This window comes from Amycolatopsis rhabdoformis (assembly GCF_035918295.1).
Lineage (GTDB): Bacteria > Actinomycetota > Actinomycetes > Mycobacteriales > Pseudonocardiaceae > Amycolatopsis > Amycolatopsis rhabdoformis.
Map to the genome: position 1 here is coordinate 868,032 of NZ_CP142149.1, position 14,784 is coordinate 882,815.

General features: G+C 72.0%; 12 protein-coding genes. 8 read left to right on the top strand and 4 right to left on the bottom strand.

Going from position 1 to position 14,784, the window contains the following annotated elements; translation table 11 throughout:
- Positions 1-16: 16 nt before the first annotated feature.
- Genes VSH64_RS04045 through VSH64_RS04055 form a run of 3 tightly spaced genes read left to right on the top strand, consistent with a single transcriptional unit; the run spans position 17 to position 2,876 of the window.
- Entirely contained in the window at positions 17-790 is a 774-nt protein-coding gene (locus VSH64_RS04045; protein WP_326834089.1) for a VOC family protein, read from the top strand.
- Complete coding sequence (locus VSH64_RS04050; protein WP_326834090.1) at positions 787-2,064, top strand: cystathionine gamma-synthase family protein; 1,278 nt, start codon at positions 787-789, stop codon at positions 2,062-2,064. The genes VSH64_RS04045 and VSH64_RS04050 overlap by 4 nt, the downstream gene beginning before the upstream one ends.
- On the top strand, positions 2,064-2,876 hold the full coding sequence (locus tag VSH64_RS04055) for an alpha/beta fold hydrolase (protein ID WP_326834091.1): 813 nt from the start codon (positions 2,064-2,066) through the stop codon (positions 2,874-2,876). The genes VSH64_RS04050 and VSH64_RS04055 overlap by 1 nt, the downstream gene beginning before the upstream one ends.
- Here the strand turns inward: VSH64_RS04055 and VSH64_RS04060 are convergent.
- Positions 2,851-3,429, bottom strand: a complete 579-nt coding sequence (locus tag VSH64_RS04060) for a TetR/AcrR family transcriptional regulator (protein ID WP_326834092.1) — start codon at positions 3,427-3,429, stop codon at positions 2,851-2,853. The two genes, VSH64_RS04055 and VSH64_RS04060, sit on opposite strands and share 26 nt — an antisense overlap.
- Before the next feature lie 80 nt (positions 3,430-3,509).
- The gene (locus VSH64_RS04065; RefSeq protein WP_326834093.1) at positions 3,510-4,508 is read right to left on the bottom strand and encodes a LacI family DNA-binding transcriptional regulator; all 999 of its coding nucleotides are present in this window, start codon (positions 4,506-4,508) and stop codon (positions 3,510-3,512) included.
- A 221-nt stretch (positions 4,509-4,729) separates the two neighbouring features.
- Between VSH64_RS04065 and VSH64_RS04070 the strand changes: the two genes are divergently transcribed.
- The 4 genes from VSH64_RS04070 to VSH64_RS04085 are packed head-to-tail and all read left to right on the top strand — an operon-like array spanning position 4,730 to position 7,585.
- Positions 4,730-5,107: a hypothetical protein gene (locus VSH64_RS04070; RefSeq protein WP_326834094.1), complete on the top strand. Its 378-nt coding sequence runs from the start codon at positions 4,730-4,732 to the stop codon at positions 5,105-5,107.
- 57 nt (positions 5,108-5,164) lie between these two features.
- Positions 5,165-5,734 carry an NADPH-dependent FMN reductase gene (locus VSH64_RS04075; RefSeq protein WP_326834095.1) on the top strand — a complete coding sequence of 190 codons (570 nt, stop codon included), beginning with the start codon at positions 5,165-5,167 and terminating at the stop codon, positions 5,732-5,734.
- A 22-nt stretch (positions 5,735-5,756) separates the two neighbouring features.
- Positions 5,757-6,743: an ATP-binding cassette domain-containing protein gene (locus VSH64_RS04080; RefSeq protein WP_326834096.1), complete on the top strand. Its 987-nt coding sequence runs from the start codon at positions 5,757-5,759 to the stop codon at positions 6,741-6,743.
- Positions 6,740-7,585 (top strand): ABC transporter permease, encoded by an 846-nt coding sequence (locus tag VSH64_RS04085; RefSeq protein WP_326834097.1) that lies wholly within the window; start codon positions 6,740-6,742, stop codon positions 7,583-7,585. Before VSH64_RS04080 ends, VSH64_RS04085 begins: the two co-directional genes overlap by 4 nt.
- A 385-nt stretch (positions 7,586-7,970) precedes the next feature.
- Here VSH64_RS04085 and VSH64_RS04090 read toward each other — a convergent pair whose 3' ends face one another.
- Positions 7,971-11,033 (bottom strand): ATP-binding protein, encoded by a 3,063-nt coding sequence (locus tag VSH64_RS04090; RefSeq protein ID WP_326834098.1) that lies wholly within the window; start codon positions 11,031-11,033, stop codon positions 7,971-7,973.
- A 158-nt stretch (positions 11,034-11,191) separates the two neighbouring features.
- On the opposite strand from VSH64_RS04090, the gene VSH64_RS04095 reads away from it, so the two are divergent.
- The gene (locus tag VSH64_RS04095; protein WP_326834099.1) at positions 11,192-12,466 is read left to right on the top strand and encodes a cytochrome P450; all 1,275 of its coding nucleotides are present in this window, start codon (positions 11,192-11,194) and stop codon (positions 12,464-12,466) included.
- A gap of 1,428 nt (positions 12,467-13,894) precedes the next feature.
- Here VSH64_RS04095 and VSH64_RS04100 read toward each other — a convergent pair.
- Positions 13,895-14,524 (bottom strand): alpha-ketoglutarate-dependent dioxygenase AlkB, encoded by a 630-nt coding sequence (locus VSH64_RS04100; RefSeq protein ID WP_326834100.1) that lies wholly within the window; start codon positions 14,522-14,524, stop codon positions 13,895-13,897.
- Between the last annotated feature and the right edge of the window lie 260 nt (positions 14,525-14,784).

Genomic DNA, 14,784 nt, shown 5'->3' on the forward strand with positions numbered 1-14,784 from the left:
ACGTGAGGAGCGGAAAATGCGGCACATCACCGGGCTGGACCACTGCGTGCTGCTGGTCCGTGACCTGTCCGCGGCGCGCGACACGTTCGCGCGGCTCGGGTTCACTGTGTCGCCCTTCGGGCGGCACAGCGCGGAAATGGGCACGGCCAACCACGCCGTGATGCTGGCGGGCAACTACGTCGAGCTGCTCGGCGTGCTCGAACCCACGCCGTTCAATCAGGACATCTGCCAGGCCGTGGCGGCTCGGGAAGGCGTGGCGGGATTGGCGTTGCGCACGGACGACACGGCGGCGGCGGTGGCCGAGGCGCGGGCAGCCGGCGTCACGGTGACCGAGCCGCACCGCGTCGGCCGGGACGTGGGGCTGCCCGGCGGCGGTACGGCCAGGGCGGAGTTCTCGATCGCGTTCTTCCCCGAGGTGGGTCTGCCGTACCTGCAGCTGTTCTGCAACGAGATCCGCACGCCCGAGTACACGTGGCTGCCGGAGCTGATGAGTCACCCGAACACCGCCGAGCGCGTGGAGCGGCTCGGAGTGGTGACCGGCGGAGCGGACCTGGGGATCACCGCGGCGTTCGGCGACGTGTCGGTGGTCGAGCTCGTCGCGGGCGAGTACCCCGAGGCGGTGGCACCGGGCTCGACCGTGCTGTCGCTGAGGGTGCGCGACGTCGAGGCTGCGCGGAAGTGCTTGCGGGAGAAGGAAGTGCCGTTCCGGTCGACCGGAACCGGGGTTGTCGTGCCGCCGCGGTACGCGTGCGGCGTTGTTGTGGAGATGCGTGAGGGAGAGGGTCGATGAAGAACTCGGACTACAAGCAGCGCGACGTCGGAGGCCGGCAGCTGCGGCCGGAGACCCTGATGATGGGCTACGGCTACTCGCCGGCGCTGTCGGAAGGATCGCTGAAGCCACCGGTGTTCCTGACCTCGACGTTCGTGTTCGAATCCGCCCAGCAGGGCAAGGACTTCTTCGACATCACCTCGGGCCGGCGCCCGGTCCGTGACGGCGAAGCGGCGGGCCTGGTGTACTCCCGCTTCAACAACCCGAACTTCGAGATCCTCGAAGACCGCCTCGCGGTCTGGGACGAAGCCGAGCGCGGCGCCGTCTTTTCCTCGGGCATGGCGGCGATCTCGACGACGCTGCTCACGTTCGTCCGCCCCGGCGACGTCGTGCTGCACTCGCGGCCCCTCTACGGCGGCACCGAAACGCTGGTGCGCAACACGTTGTCGGGGCTGGGCATCCAGTCGGCCGGCTTCACCGACGGCGTCGACCGCGACGGTGTGCTCAGGGCCGCCGACGAGGCGATGGCGCTCGGTCCGGTCGGCGTCGTGTTCGTGGAGACGCCGGCCAACCCGACCAGTGGGCTCGTCGACCTCTCGCTGATGGCCGAGGTCGCCGGCGTGATCGAGCGGCGGCAGGGCCGGCGGCCGGTGGTCGTGTGCGACAACACGCTGCTGGGCCCGATGTTCCAGCAGCCGCTGCTGCACGGAGCCGACCTCGCGGTGTACTCGCTGACCAAGTACGCGGGCGGGCACAGCGACCTGGTGGCCGGCGGTCTCACCGGCAGCGCCGACCTGGTCGGCCGCGTGGTGCGGACTCGCGGCGCGATCGGGACGCAGCTCGACCCGCACACGTCCTGGCTGCTGCTGCGCTCGCTGGAGACCCTGCAGGTGCGTTCGGACCGCGCGTGCGGCAACGCCCGGCGCCTCGCGGAGTTCCTCGCCAAGCACGCGAAGGTGTCCCAAGTGGACTATCTCGGGTTCCTGGAGCCCGGCGACCCGGCGCGGGCGGTGTTCGACCGGCAGGCCACGGCGCCGGGATCGACCTTCTCGTTCGACGTGGAGGGCGGGGAGGCCGGCGCGTTCGCCTTCCTGGACCGGCTGCGGATCTGCAAGCTGGCCGTGAGCCTCGGCGGCACGGAGACGCTCGTGTGCCACCCGGCGTCGACCACGCACTCGGGTGTTCCGGTGGCGCTGCGCGAGGAAATCGGTCTCACGGACTCGCTCATCCGCATCTCGGTGGGCATCGAGGACGCCGACGACCTCATCGCCGACCTCGCGCAGGCACTGGGCTGATGCACCTCGAACACGACGTGCTCGGGCCGGCCTCGGGCGACCCGCTCGTGATCGTGCAGGGCCTCGGCGACCAGCTCACGAAGTGGGCGGACGGGTTCCCGCGGGCGCTGATCGAGCGGGGCTTCCGGGTGGTGCGGTTCGACAACCGGGACGCGGGCCTCTCGGCTCGGGCCGAAGCCGAGTACGCGCTGGAGGACCTGGCGGCCGACACGGTGACCGTGCTCGACCGGGTGGGCGTCGAGCGCGCCCACCTGGTCGGGGCTTCGATGGGCGGCATGGTCGCGCAGCTGGTCGCCGCGCGGCACCCGGACCGGGTGTCGTCGCTGACCTCGATCATGTCCTCGACCGGAAACCCGGAGCTGTCGCCGCCGGGCGAGGCCGCCTTGGCCGCGTTGCTCGCGACGGCCCCGGACCCGGCGGCCGACGAAGCGGCGTACCTGGCCCACACGCTCGGAGTCGCTCGCGTGCTGGGCAGTCCCGGTTACCCCGACGACGACCGGTCGCTGCGCGCGAACCTTCTGGCCGCGGTCCGGCGCGCGCACCACCCCGCCGGCACCGCGCGTCAGCTCGCCGCCGTGCTGTCCGACGGCGACCGGCGCGCTCGCCTCGCCGGCGTGATCACGCCGACGCTGGTGGTGCACGGGCTCGACGACCCGCTCTTCGCTGTCGACCACGCCCACGACACGGTCGCGGCGATTCGCGGAGCGCGGCTGCTCACCCTGCCGGGCGTCGGCCACCACCTCCCGGCGGCGCTGTACGGCACCGTCGCGGACGCCGTGGCCGAGCTCAGGACGGGCGCACCGCGCCGGTGATGATCCGCGCGATGGAGTCGATCGCGCGGTCCGTGCCCAGGCGCCCGGCGACGACTTCGCGCGACAGCGTCTCGGCCGCGCCGACCACGCCCAGCAGCAACGGTTTCCCTTCCGCGTCAGGCAGCTCGACGAACCGGCGCACCGCGGCCAGGAAGGCCTCGGCGTAGCGTTCGCGGCCCGCGCGCAGGATCTCCTCCATGTCGGGCGTGGTCGCCAGCGCCGCCGTGACCGGGCCGAACTCGCGGCCGATGTGCAGCACGCACTCCACGTAGAACCGCGCGAGCACGGTCGCGGCGGCCTCCAGGGTGTCGGCGCCGACCTCGAGCGAGGCCCGGGCGGCGTCCGTCTGCTGCTGGTCGATGCGCTGGTAGAGCGCCTTCAGCAGCCCGGTGCGCGTCTCGAAGTGTCCGTAGGTGATGGGTTTCGTGACCCCGGCGCGCTCCGCGACGCGCGCCAGGGTGAGCGAATCCGCCCCCTCGGTGCGCACGATCTCGGCGGCGGTGTCGAGCAGTTGGAGCTGCCGCTGCTCACGGGAGAGCCGCCGACCGGCCACACCGACCTCCCTCAGGTCCTCAAGTTACCAAGAGTATCTTAACCTGATCGCGTGTCGCCGCTGCTGGGCGCTGCTTGGGGTCAGGTCCGGCGCACCCTCGTCGACTCGCGCACCACGAGCTCCGGCGTGAACACCTCTTCCCGGTGCGGCGGCGGGTTTTCCTCCGTCTCCGCCAGCAGCTGTTCCGCGGCCGTGCGGCCGAGGCGGAAGGCGGGCTGGCGCACCGAGGTGAGGGGCACGGCGGCGGCGCCGGCGAACTCGATGTCGTCGTAGCCGACGATGGCCATCTCGTCGGGCACGCGCACGCCGGCGCCGACCATGGCCTGCAGCACGCCGAGGGCGAGCAGGTCGTTGGCGCAGAACACCGCCGTGGGCCGGGGGCTCATGCCGAGCAGGCGCGCGCCGGCGTCGCGGCCGGACGCGACGTCGAGGCCGATCGCCTCGACCACCGAGAGCCGCGCGGACGAGCCGGTGAGGACCGAGCGCACGCCGGCGTCGCGGTCGCGGCACTGCGTGAGGATGGTGGGGCCGTTCACGAACCCGATGTGGTCGTGGCCCGTCTCCAGCAGGTGCCGGGCCGCGAGCGCGCCGCCGGCCACGTCGTCGACCGACACGGAGCTGGCTTCGTCGGCGGGCACCTTGCGGTCCACGAACACGTATGGGATACCGCTGCGCCGGAACGCCTGCATCGCGTCACCGGCGGTGTCCACCGGGCTCAGCAGCACGCCGCGCACGCGCTGTTCGGCGAGCATCGCGAGGTACGACGCCTCGGTTTCCACGCGCTGGCCGCTGTTGCACGTGATGATGTTGAGCCCGCGCGCGTGGGCCGCCTCCTCGGCGCCGCGCGCGAGGTCGACGAAAAACGGGTTCCCGAGGTCGAGCACGAGCAGCGCCATGATCCGCGACCGCCCGGCGCGCAGCTGGCGCGCGGACTCGTCACGCACGTAGCCGAGCTCCTGGATCACCGACAACACCCGGTTGCGCGTCTCCGCCGCGACGACGTGGGGCCGATTGACCACATTGGACACTGTGCCGATCGAAACGCCCGCGCGCTTCGCGACGTCCTTGATGCCGACCACGGCCCTCCCTCGCCCTCGAGACGATCGCCAGCCTAGCACGGAGATGAAACGTTTCAATATTCGTGGGCCAGTGCGGGGGAGCGGCGAACTCGCGGCGCGGCGGAGCGCTGGCGAGTGGGCCGAAGATAAAACGATTCACGCCCGGTCCGCAACTCGCCCACCACGGGCGTGCGGCCGGGAAAAGGGACCGGTCCCGGGGCGACCACGCTAGCGTCGGCACCGTGAACGTCGTGTTGTGGTGCGTCCAGTGGGCGCTCGCGGTGCTGTTCTTCTTCCTGGCGTGCGTTCGCCTGCACGATTCGCTCACGCGCTACCGGCAGGGGAGTGTGCTCACCGGCAAGCCGCTGTTCACCCGAGGCGAGAGCTTCACGGCCGGCCTCGTGGAGCTGGCCGGCGCGATCGGGCTGGTGGCGCCGGTGATCCCGCTCGATCCGCTGCAGTCGCGGTGGGTCGGGCCGGGCGCGGCCGTGCTGCTGGTGATCACGCAGGTCGAGCTGTACCAGCGGTTCCACTACGGCGGCGGGGCCGAGTGGGTGTTCACGGTCGTGCTGCTGGTGCTCGCCGTGCTGCGGGCCTGGCCGTTCCCGCTCGGCGCCTGAGCCGGCCCGCCAGATCCGATCTGGCGGCGGCTCGCGCGGATCTGGCGCCTTCAGGGTGTGCAGGAGAAACTGCGGGTGGCCGTGGTCGTCGCCAGTACCCGGGAGGGCCGGGTGGGCGGCGGTGTCGGCCGGTGGTTCGTCGAGCGGGCCGGTGCGCGGGCCGGGCTGCTGCTCGACGTGGTCGACCTCGCCGAGTTCGCCATCCCCGCGCGGTATCCGGCGCGGCCGACCCCGGCGATGACCGGCTTCGCGCGGCGGATCGCGCAAGCGGAGGCGTACGTGGTCGTCACGCCCGAGTACAACCGCAGCTTCCCGGCGTCGCTCAAGCAGGCCATCGACTGCGCCTACGACGAGTGGCGCGCGAAGCCGGTCGGCTTCGTCTCCTACGGCTACCGCGCTGCGGGCCGGTACGCCGTGGAGCAGCTGCGTGGGGTGTTCACCGAGCTGCACACGGCGACGTTGCGCGACGCGGTGTGCCTCGACCTGCTCGAGGCGCGCGTGGCCGAAGACGGCTTCCGGCCGTACCACGAACGCGACGCGCAGGCGGTGACCACGCTGCTCGACGAGCTCGTCTGGTGGGGGCTCGCGCTGCGCGAAGGGCGGCGTGCGCGGCCGTACTGCGCTTGATCATCACGGGGAAAGGACAGACATGACCAGGACCACCGCCGAGCCGGCGATCGAGACCGCCGGGCTCGTGAAGGTGTTCGGGACGACCCGGGCGGTCGACGGCATCGATCTCGTGGTGCCCGCCGGCACCGTCTACGGCGTGCTCGGCCCCAACGGTGCCGGCAAGACCACCGCCGTGCGGATGCTGGCGACCCTGACCAGACCCGACGGCGGTGAGGCGCGCGTGTTCGGCAAGGACGTGGTGCGCGAAGCCGACGCCGTGCGCAGCCGCGTGAGCCTCACCGGGCAGTACGCGTCGGTGGACGAAGACCTCACCGGCACGGAGAACCTGGTGATGCTGGCGCGCCTGCTCGGGCACCGCAAACCCGCGGCCCGCACGCGTGCCGCGCAGCTGCTCGAAGCGTTCGGGCTCACCGACGCGGCCGCGCGGCAGGTGAAGAACTACTCCGGCGGCATGCGGCGGCGCCTCGACATCGCCGCGAGCATTCTCAACACGCCGGATCTGCTGTTCCTCGACGAGCCGACCACCGGACTGGATCCCCGCAGCCGCAACCAGGTGTGGGACATCGTGCGCGCGATCGTCGCGCAGGGCACCACCGTGCTGCTCACCACGCAGTACCTCGACGAGGCCGACCAGCTCGCGTCGCGCATCGCCGTGATCGACCACGGCAAGGTGATCGCGGAGGGCACCAAGGGCGAGCTGAAGGCGTCGGTCGGGGTCGGCGCGGTGCACCTGCGGCTGCGGGACGCCGACCAACGCGCGGCCGCGGCCGAGGTGCTGGCCCGCACGCTGGAGGCGTCGGTGCAGCTCGAACCCGACCCGGTGGCGCTCACCGCGCGCCTGTCGGCCGACGTGCACCTCGGCGCGGCCGATCGCGCCTCGCAGGCCCTGGCGGAGCTGGCGCGCGCCGGCGTCACCGTCGACACGTTCTCCCTCGGCCAGCCCAGCCTCGACGAGGTGTTCCTGGCCCTGACCGATCGCCCGGCAACTCAGGAGGTGGCGGTGTGACGACCGTACGCGAAGCAGACGTCGAACTGGCGGCACCGAAGGTCGAGGACCTGGCCGCGCTGCTCGTGGCGGTGCAGCGCCCGCCGCGGCCGAGCGCGCTGTCCACGTCCATCACCTTCGGCCGGCGCGCGGTGCTGAAGATCAAGCACGTGCCCGAGCAGCTGTTCGACGTCACCGCCTTCCCGATCATGATGACGCTGATGTTCACCTACCTCTTCGGCGGTGCGCTGGCCGGCTCGCCTTCGCAGTACCTGCAGTTCTTCCTGCCCGGGATCCTGGCGTCGAGCGTCGTGATGATCACCATGTACACCGGCCTGGCCGTGAACACCGACATCGAGAAGGGCGTGTTCGACCGCTTCCGCACCCTGCCGATCTGGCGCCCGTCGGCCATGGTCGGCTACCTGCTCGGCGACGCGCTCCGTTACGTGATCGCGTCGGTCGTGATCATGGTCGTCGGCCTGGTGCTGGGCTTCCGCCCACCGGGCGGCTTCGGTGGCGTGGTGGCCGGTGTCGTGCTGCTGCTGGTGTTCTCGTTCGGCCTGTCGTGGGTGTGGACGATGTTCGGGCTGCTGCTGCGCTCGGAGAAATCGGTGATGGGCGTGAGCATGATGGTGATCATGCCGCTCACGTTCCTGTCCAATGTGTACGTCGACCCCTCGACCATGCCCGGCTGGCTCCAGGTGTTCGTGGAACTCAACCCGATCACCCAACTGGTGACCGGCGTCCGCTCCATGATGGCCGGCTCCTGGGACCTCGGGGCGATCATGTGGACCCTGATCGCGGCGGGCGCCCTGACGCTGGTGTTCGGGACGTGGACTATGCGGCTGTACAACAGGAAGTGAGGCTGGGTGCGTTGAGGCGGTGCCGGCCGGGTCGGTCGGTGCCGCTTTCGCGTTCGGTGGTCGGCACGGCTGTCGGGCCGGGTCACAGCCGCCAGGTCCACGTCACCACCATCGGGCCGAGGTCACCGTCACGGGGCCCACATCGCCGCCGCCAGGCGGATTTCACAGGCGCCACGCGACGGGTTCCTCCGGCTGGTAGCGGCCTCGCAGAGTTCAACTTCCTTGAAGGATCTTATTTCGCCCACGCTGCGAGAAGTCGTCGACAGTTACCAGGCGGCGCGTGGTGCGTTGCTTGGAGTGGGCTTCCCCGGCCGGAGAAGAATGCATTTTCTCCGTGATCTCCGGGATGAACAACCTCGCCGATCAGTGAGAGTGCCCGCTCCGGTCACAGCCGCCAGGTGACGGGTTCCTCCGGCTGGTAGCGGCAGCTCGAGCCAGTGGTCACCGTCGTGCGCAGGTGGTCCGCCAGGGTCGGGTGGAGGTCGGCCAGTTTGCGGATCGCGTCGCGGATGCGGGCGGTCACGGCTTTGCGCGCGCGTTCGGATTCGTCGCCGAGGCGGCGGGTGCGGCCGGCGAGGCCGGAGGAGGTGCGCAGTTCCGTGAGGAGCGCGGCGCGTTCGGTGTCGAGGGCGGCGGCGCGGGTGTCGTCGCCGAGGGTGGTGGCGTGGTCGATGGCGGCGTCGAGCTGGGTGAGGTGACGGCGGTAGGCGGCTTTGGCCGTGTCGTCGAGGATCGGGGTGCCGGTGAAGGTCGGGGCGACGTCGGAAGTGGGGGCGAGCAGGTGGACGGCGGGGACGTCGGTGCCGGGGCGGCCGAGGAGGAAGTGCAGGTCCCGTAAGCCTTTCGAGTCGGGCACGCGCACTTCCTGGCCCGCGAAGCGCAGGGACCACACGGCGTCGGTGCGGCGGAACTCGTGGGGTGGCAACGGTTCCGTGCGCGCCGCGCGTACGCGGGCCTCGATGTGGTGCAGGCCGAGGGAAGCCGCTTCGGCGGTGACGGTGTCGAACAGTTCCGCCGACCGCACCGTCTCTCCGCGGTTCTGGAGCGTGATGGCGAGGTGGCTGCGCGCCTCGATCGACCACGGACGAGCGCGCAGGCGATCGGCCGAGCGGGCGGCGGCGGTGAACAGCTCGACGGCGCGGTCGTGGTCGCCCAGGGTCGCGGCGAGGAGGCCGGTCCACAGGTCGACGGGGCCGCTGAGATCGCAGCCGTACAAGGAAACCAGCCACTCGCCGGAGTACGGTGCCAGCTCGGCCAGCAGCCGTTCGGCGGCCGGGCGGTCGGCCAGCACGGCGGCGGCCTGCGCCTGGCAGCGCAGCCACAGCGGCGTGAACTCGCGCGAGTACGGCGCTTCCGCGGCGGCCTCGGCCAGGAGCTCGCGCGTCGCCGCGGCGTCGCCCGCGTGGGCGGCCGCGAGGGCGCGCAGCAGGCCGGGGTGGTCGTAGCCGAGGTCGCTCATGCGGGCCGGCAGCTCGGCCAGCTCGGCGAAGCGGCCTTGCAGCAGCAGCGAACTCCACCGCAGCTGGTCGCCCATGTACCCGAACTCTCGCTCGCTCAGGCCGGAGTGCGCGTCGAGCGCGAGTTGAAGCGCGGCGTCGGATTCGGCGAACCGGCCGTGGAGCGCGCAGATGATGCTGCGGTCGATCTTCGCGGCCAGCTCGGCGCCGCGCAGCCCGCTGCTCTCCGTGAGGGCCTGGAACGCGCGGAATTGCTCCAGGTAGCGCGGATCGCCCTGTTCGAGCAGCGCGACCCATTTCAGCGACGACGCGAAGTACTCGTTCTCCCGATCGCCGGTGCGCCGCGCGACGGCCGCGAGCTCGTCGGTGAGCCGCTCGCGTTCGGCCCCGCTGCCGGGGCCCCAGATCGCGTCGTGGCGCGCCCACAGGGAGAACGCCAGCGCGTGGTCGTCCTTGTCGTCACGCGCGAGCATGGCGGCGCGCGCGGTGAGCTCGAGCGTGACGCGGTCGAGCGACAGCTGCTCGGCCGGCGTGCCCGCGCACAGCCGGCGGTGGGCTTCGAGCAGCAGGCCGGACACGAGCTCGTGGCGCGCGCCGCCGGGGTCGACGCGGGCGAGCGTGAGGCCGGCCCGCGCGAGCAACTCGGCGTCGTCGAGCTCGCGCACGCCGGCGACGGCGCTCTCGAACTGCGCCCATGCCTCGTCTTTCTCGTCGACCCGCCACAGCAGCGTGCCCAGCTCCAGCTCCACGACCGCGCGGGTGCGCACCGTCGCCGCGCGGTCGAGGGCGCGCCGCAGGTGGCCGATCGACTCCTCCACGGCCAGGCGCGCACTCGCGTCGCGAGCCGCCGCCAGTAGCAGCTCGACGGTACGAGCGGGCTCGACGAGCGCGCCCGCCGAGTAGGCGTGGCGGGCGCGCTCGGCCGGGCCGACGAGGTCGGAGCCGGCGACGGCCGCGTGGCGCCGCGCGGCCCCTTCGGCGCCGAGGCCGGCATAGCGCGTTTCGCGCACCAGGTCGTGGGCGAACGCGAAGCGGCCTTCGCCGAGCGCCACCACCAGCCGCGTGGCCACGGCCTGGCCGAGCAGGTGGTCGACCTGCGGCACCGGCGCGCCGGCGACTGCCGCGAGCAGGTGCAGGGAGAACTCGCGCCCGAGCACGGCGGCGTCGCTCAGCAGCTCGGCGACCGGCGGCGGCAGCAGGGAAAGCCGCCGCTGCAACGCGTCGGCCACCCCCGGCGCGACGGCCGACACCGGGCTGCCGCTGCGCCAGAGCCGGGCGGTCTGCTCGACGAAAAACGGATTGCCGCCGGTGCGCCGGTGCACATCGGCGGCCAGCTCGGCACCGGGGTCGGAACCCGCGGTACGGCCCATCAGCTCGGCGACCTGCGCGGGGTCGAGGCCGGTGAGCGTGACCGTGGTCGCCTTCGCGACGAGCGGCAGCACGAGGTCGTGCAACGGGTGACCCGGCGCGTCGACCTCCACGTCGCGGTACGTGCCGATCAGCAACAGCCGCTCGAACCACGTGTGGCGCGCCGCGAAATCCAGCAGCCGCAGCGAGGCGGGGTCGGCCCAGTGCAGGTCGTCGAGCACCACGACCACGGGCCGGTTGTGGGAGAGCGTGACGAGGGCGCTCGTGACGGCGTCGTGCAGCCGGAACGCGTCGCCGGGTTCCGGTGACTCGCCGAGCAGGGCCGAGAGCGTCGCGGAGTCGGCGGCGGCCCACTCGTGCGGCTCGGCCGCCCGGCGCAGCGCTCGCACGACCTGCACCCACGGCCAGTAACCGGGGGCGCTGCCCGACTCCCAGCACGTGCCGGCCAACACGAGTGCGCCCAGCTCCCGCGCCTCGTCGGCCAGCCCCGTGACGAGCGTGGTCTTGCCGATGCCCGCCTCACCCGTGACCAGCACCAGGCCGCCGTGGCTCGCGCTCGCGCGCGCCAGCTCCGCGCGCACCACCGAAGCCGGGTGCTCCCGTCCGATGAGCGCGGCAGTCATGTCCGTTTCCTCCGGTTCCTCGCGTCGAGCCTCTCACGGCGTGGTGCCGTCCGTCGCGCTCATTGTGGACGGGGGTACCGACAATCTCGGGGTTAACCGCAGGTGACAGCTGTCTCCGCGCGGATCACCCGAACGGCGGATGGGGTAGTGTCGCCGCCATGGGGAGTCTCCGCTCGCGTGTCCTCGCCTGGGCCGGTCGCCGGTATATCGCCCGGCAGCAGAAAAAGGGTTTCGACCTCGAGAAGATGGCGTTCCTGCCCGATTCCGCGCTGGAACCGCTGCGGCGCGTGGGGCTCGATCCCGTGCCGTCGCTGGGGCAGCGCCGGGCCGAGGAGCCCATCAGCAAGCTCGACCTGCCGTTCGGCATGAACGCGTGGCTCGTGACCGGCTACGAGGAAGCCAAGGCCGTGCTCGGCAAGGTCTCGGAGTTCAGCAACGATTTCACCAACCTCGTCGGCAACGCGGGGGTGACCGAGGACCAGAACCCCGGCGGCCTGGGCTTCGCCGACCCGCCGGTGCACTCGCGGCTGCGCAAGCTCCTCACGCCGGAGTTCACCATGCGCCGGCTCAACCGCCTCACGCCGCGGATCGACGAGATCGTCAACGAACAGCTCGACGCGATGGCCGCGGCCGAGGGGCCGGTGGACCTGTGGGAGGCGTTCGCGCTGCCCATCCCGTCGCTCACGATCTGCGAGCTGCTCGGAGTGTCCTATGAGGACCGCGCCGACTTCCAGCGCCTGAGCACCGCCCGTTTCGACCTGTTCAGCGGCGCCGGCGCGTCACTCGGCGCGATCTCGGAGTCGCTCACCTACCTGCTCGAGATCGTGAAGAAGCAGCGCGCCGAACCCGGCGACGGCCTGCTCGGCATGCTCATCAAGGAACACGGCGACGAGATCGACGACCTGGAGCTCGCCGGCCTCGCCGACGGCGTCCTCACCGGCGGCCTCGAAACCACCGCCAGCATGCTCGCCCTCGGTGCCCTCGTGCTGCTGCGCGACCCCGAGGCCTTCGAAGCCGTCCGCGGCGACGACGACGCCGTGCACCGCTTCGTCGAGGAGCTGCTGCGTTACCTGACTGTGGTGCAGATGGCGTTCCCGCGCTTCGCCAAGGAAGACCTGGACATCGCCGGCGTCCACATCGGCGAAGGCGACATCGTGCTGGTCTCCCTGTCCGTCGCCGACCGCGACCCCGCCCTCGGCACCGGCCTGGACACCTTCGACCCCCGCCGCGACCCCACGTCGCACCTCGCCTTCGGCTACGGCATCCACCGCTGCATCGGCGCGGAACTCGCGCGCATGGAACTGCGCACGGCCTACCCGGCGCTGGTGAAGCGATTCCCGGACCTGCGGCTGGCCGTGAAGCCGGACGAGCTGGCGTTCCGCAAGGTCTCCATCGTCTACGGCCTGGACGCGCTGCCGGTCCTGGTGCGCTGAGGGGTTTTCGCGGCGGCTTTTTCACGCGGTCGCGGGTTGTTCGGGCTTGCCGGGCTCGCGCCTGGTCCGGGCTGTCACGCGGTTCCGACTGCTCGAAAACTGGGCGCTCGTCGCGATTGAGGCGAACGTGCCCGCGCCGACGGCAATCCGGTTCGGCTGCGGAGGTGTTGACCGCGGCCAGGCTCGCTCTCGTGCTCGGCCGGAATTGCTCGCCGGCCGCGCTCGCCGGACTCGGCCGGCGCTTGCTTGCTGCGCTCAGCCGGACCCGCTCGGGCGGGCTCACCTGCCGCGCTCGGCCAGGCTCGCCGGTCGTGCTTGGCCGGAATCGCTCGGCGGCCGCAGCCGCAGCCGCCGTACCCGGCCCGTGTCCTCTCGCTGCGGTCAGCCGGACCTGCTCAGCCCGACGTGCTCAGCCAGGCTTGCCCGACGGTCGTACCCGCTGCACCCGGCCGGCGCTTGCTTGCTGCGCTCACGCGGATCTGCTCGGCCGGCGCTGGCTCGCTGCGCCCGGCCGGGCCCGCTCCGCCAGGCTCGCTGGTCTTGGTCGGCCGGACTTGCTGGGCGGGCGTGCTCGCGGGTCTCGGCTGGCGCTCGCTCGCTGCGCCCAGCCGGGCCCGCTCGGCCAGGCTCGTTCGTCTAGTTCGGCCGGACTTGCTCGGTGGGCGTGCTCGCCGCACTCGCCCAGCGCTCGCTCACGGGGCCCAAGCCGGACCTGCTCGGCCAGGCTAACTGGTATTGGTCGGCCCGGACTTGCTCGGCGGTCGCGTTCGTCGGCCTCGGCCGGCGCTCGCTCGCTGCGTCCAGTCGGGCCCGCTTGGCCAAGCTTGCTGGTCTTGTTTGGCCGGACTTGGTCGGCGGGCGTGCTCGCCGGACTTGGCCGGCGCTCGCTCGCTGCGCCCAGCCGGGCCCGCTCGGCCAGGCTCGCTGGTCTTGTCCTGGCTCGCTGGTCTTGTTCGGCCGGAGTTGGTCGGTGGGCGTGCTCGCTGTGCTCAGCCGGGCCTGCTCGGCCGGGCTTGTTCGTCTTGTTTGGCCGGACTTGGTCGGCGGGCGTTCGCCGGACTCGGCCGGCGCTCGCTCGCTGTGCCCGGCCGGGCCTGCTTGGCCGGGCTTGCTGGTCTTGTTCGGCCCCGGACTTGCTCGGCGGTCGCGCTCGCCGGACAAGGCCGGTGCTCGCTCGCTGCGCCCGGCCGGGTCCGCTCGGCCAGGCTTGCTGGTCTACCTCGGTGGGCGTGCTCGCCGGACTCGGCCGGTGCTCGCTCGCTGTGCTCAGCCGGACCTGCTCGGCCACGGTCGCTTGCGGCGCCCGGCATCGACCGACTCGCGCAGCTACACGCCACGCCGGTTCACCCGCCGACCCGTGCGCACTCCGTGTCGAGCCCGCCACCAGCCCGGCCGGCCACACGGCTGACCCCAAGGAAGATCGTCAACTCACCGAACCCCCCGCGGCCTGAACTGGATGCTGATCCGCGGCCCCACCGCCTTCCCGGTCTTCGGGATCGCGTGTTCCCACGTGCGCTGGCAGGAGCCGCCCATGACGATGAGGTCGCCGTGGCCCAGGGGGTAGCGGTGGGACTCGCCGCCGCCGCGGGGGCGTAGGGCCAGGTGGCGGGCGGTGCCTACGGAGAGGATCGCCACCATGGTGTCTTCGGAGCTGCCGCGGCCGATGGTGTCGCCGTGCCAGGCGACGCTGTCGCGGCCGTCGCGGTAGTAGCAGAGGCCGGCGGTGCGGAAGGGTTCGCCGAGTTCGGTCGCGTAGTGCGTGGAGAGGGCGTCGCGCGCGGACGTCAGCAAGGCGTGCGGCAGGGTTTCGTGCTCGCGGTAGAAGCAGAGCAGCCGCGGCACGGCCACCACGCGGTCGTACATCTGCCGCTGCTCGGCGTGCCAGGGCACGGTGGCGACGAGGTGCGCGAACAACTCGTCGGAGCCCGACAGCCAGCCCGGCAGCACGTCGATCCACGCGCCGCGGCCCAGGTCGGTGCGCCGCACGCCGCCGAGTGAGCCCAGCGCCGGGTCGTCGAGCCCGGATCCGAAGAGCGATCCCTGAAGTGCCTGACTCATCCCTCCACCGTACACGAGAATCGAACACCTGTTCGGGTAATCAATCCAACCCAGGTCGGCCCAGCGCGCCGCCCGAAAGACCGAGTGCACTCTCGTCCGAGTTGATCACGCGCGGACGGCCACGATGCCACGGTCGACCGATCCACGAGTGCACGATCAGGCCGTGCAACGGCCAGGCCAGGGCCGGTTCCTCCGCGGGAGCGGTGCTGATTTTCCACGGACCCGGCGACCCGGTGCTCATGCCGACCGAGTCACCGACG

Coding starts and splice junctions, on each gene's coding strand:
- VSH64_RS04045 (WP_326834089.1), top strand. CDS start 17: ATGCGGCACATCACCGGGCTGGACCACTGCGTGCTGCTGGTCCGTGAC.
- VSH64_RS04050 (WP_326834090.1), top strand. CDS start 787: ATGAAGAACTCGGACTACAAGCAGCGCGACGTCGGAGGCCGGCAGCTG.
- VSH64_RS04055 (WP_326834091.1), top strand. CDS start 2,064: ATGCACCTCGAACACGACGTGCTCGGGCCGGCCTCGGGCGACCCGCTC.
- VSH64_RS04080 (WP_326834096.1), top strand. CDS start 5,757: ATGACCAGGACCACCGCCGAGCCGGCGATCGAGACCGCCGGGCTCGTG.
- VSH64_RS04090 (WP_326834098.1), bottom strand. CDS start 11,033: ATGACTGCCGCGCTCATCGGACGGGAGCACCCGGCTTCGGTGGTGCGC.
- VSH64_RS04095 (WP_326834099.1), top strand. CDS start 11,192: ATGGGGAGTCTCCGCTCGCGTGTCCTCGCCTGGGCCGGTCGCCGGTAT.
- VSH64_RS04100 (WP_326834100.1), bottom strand. CDS start 14,524: ATGAGTCAGGCACTTCAGGGATCGCTCTTCGGATCCGGGCTCGACGAC.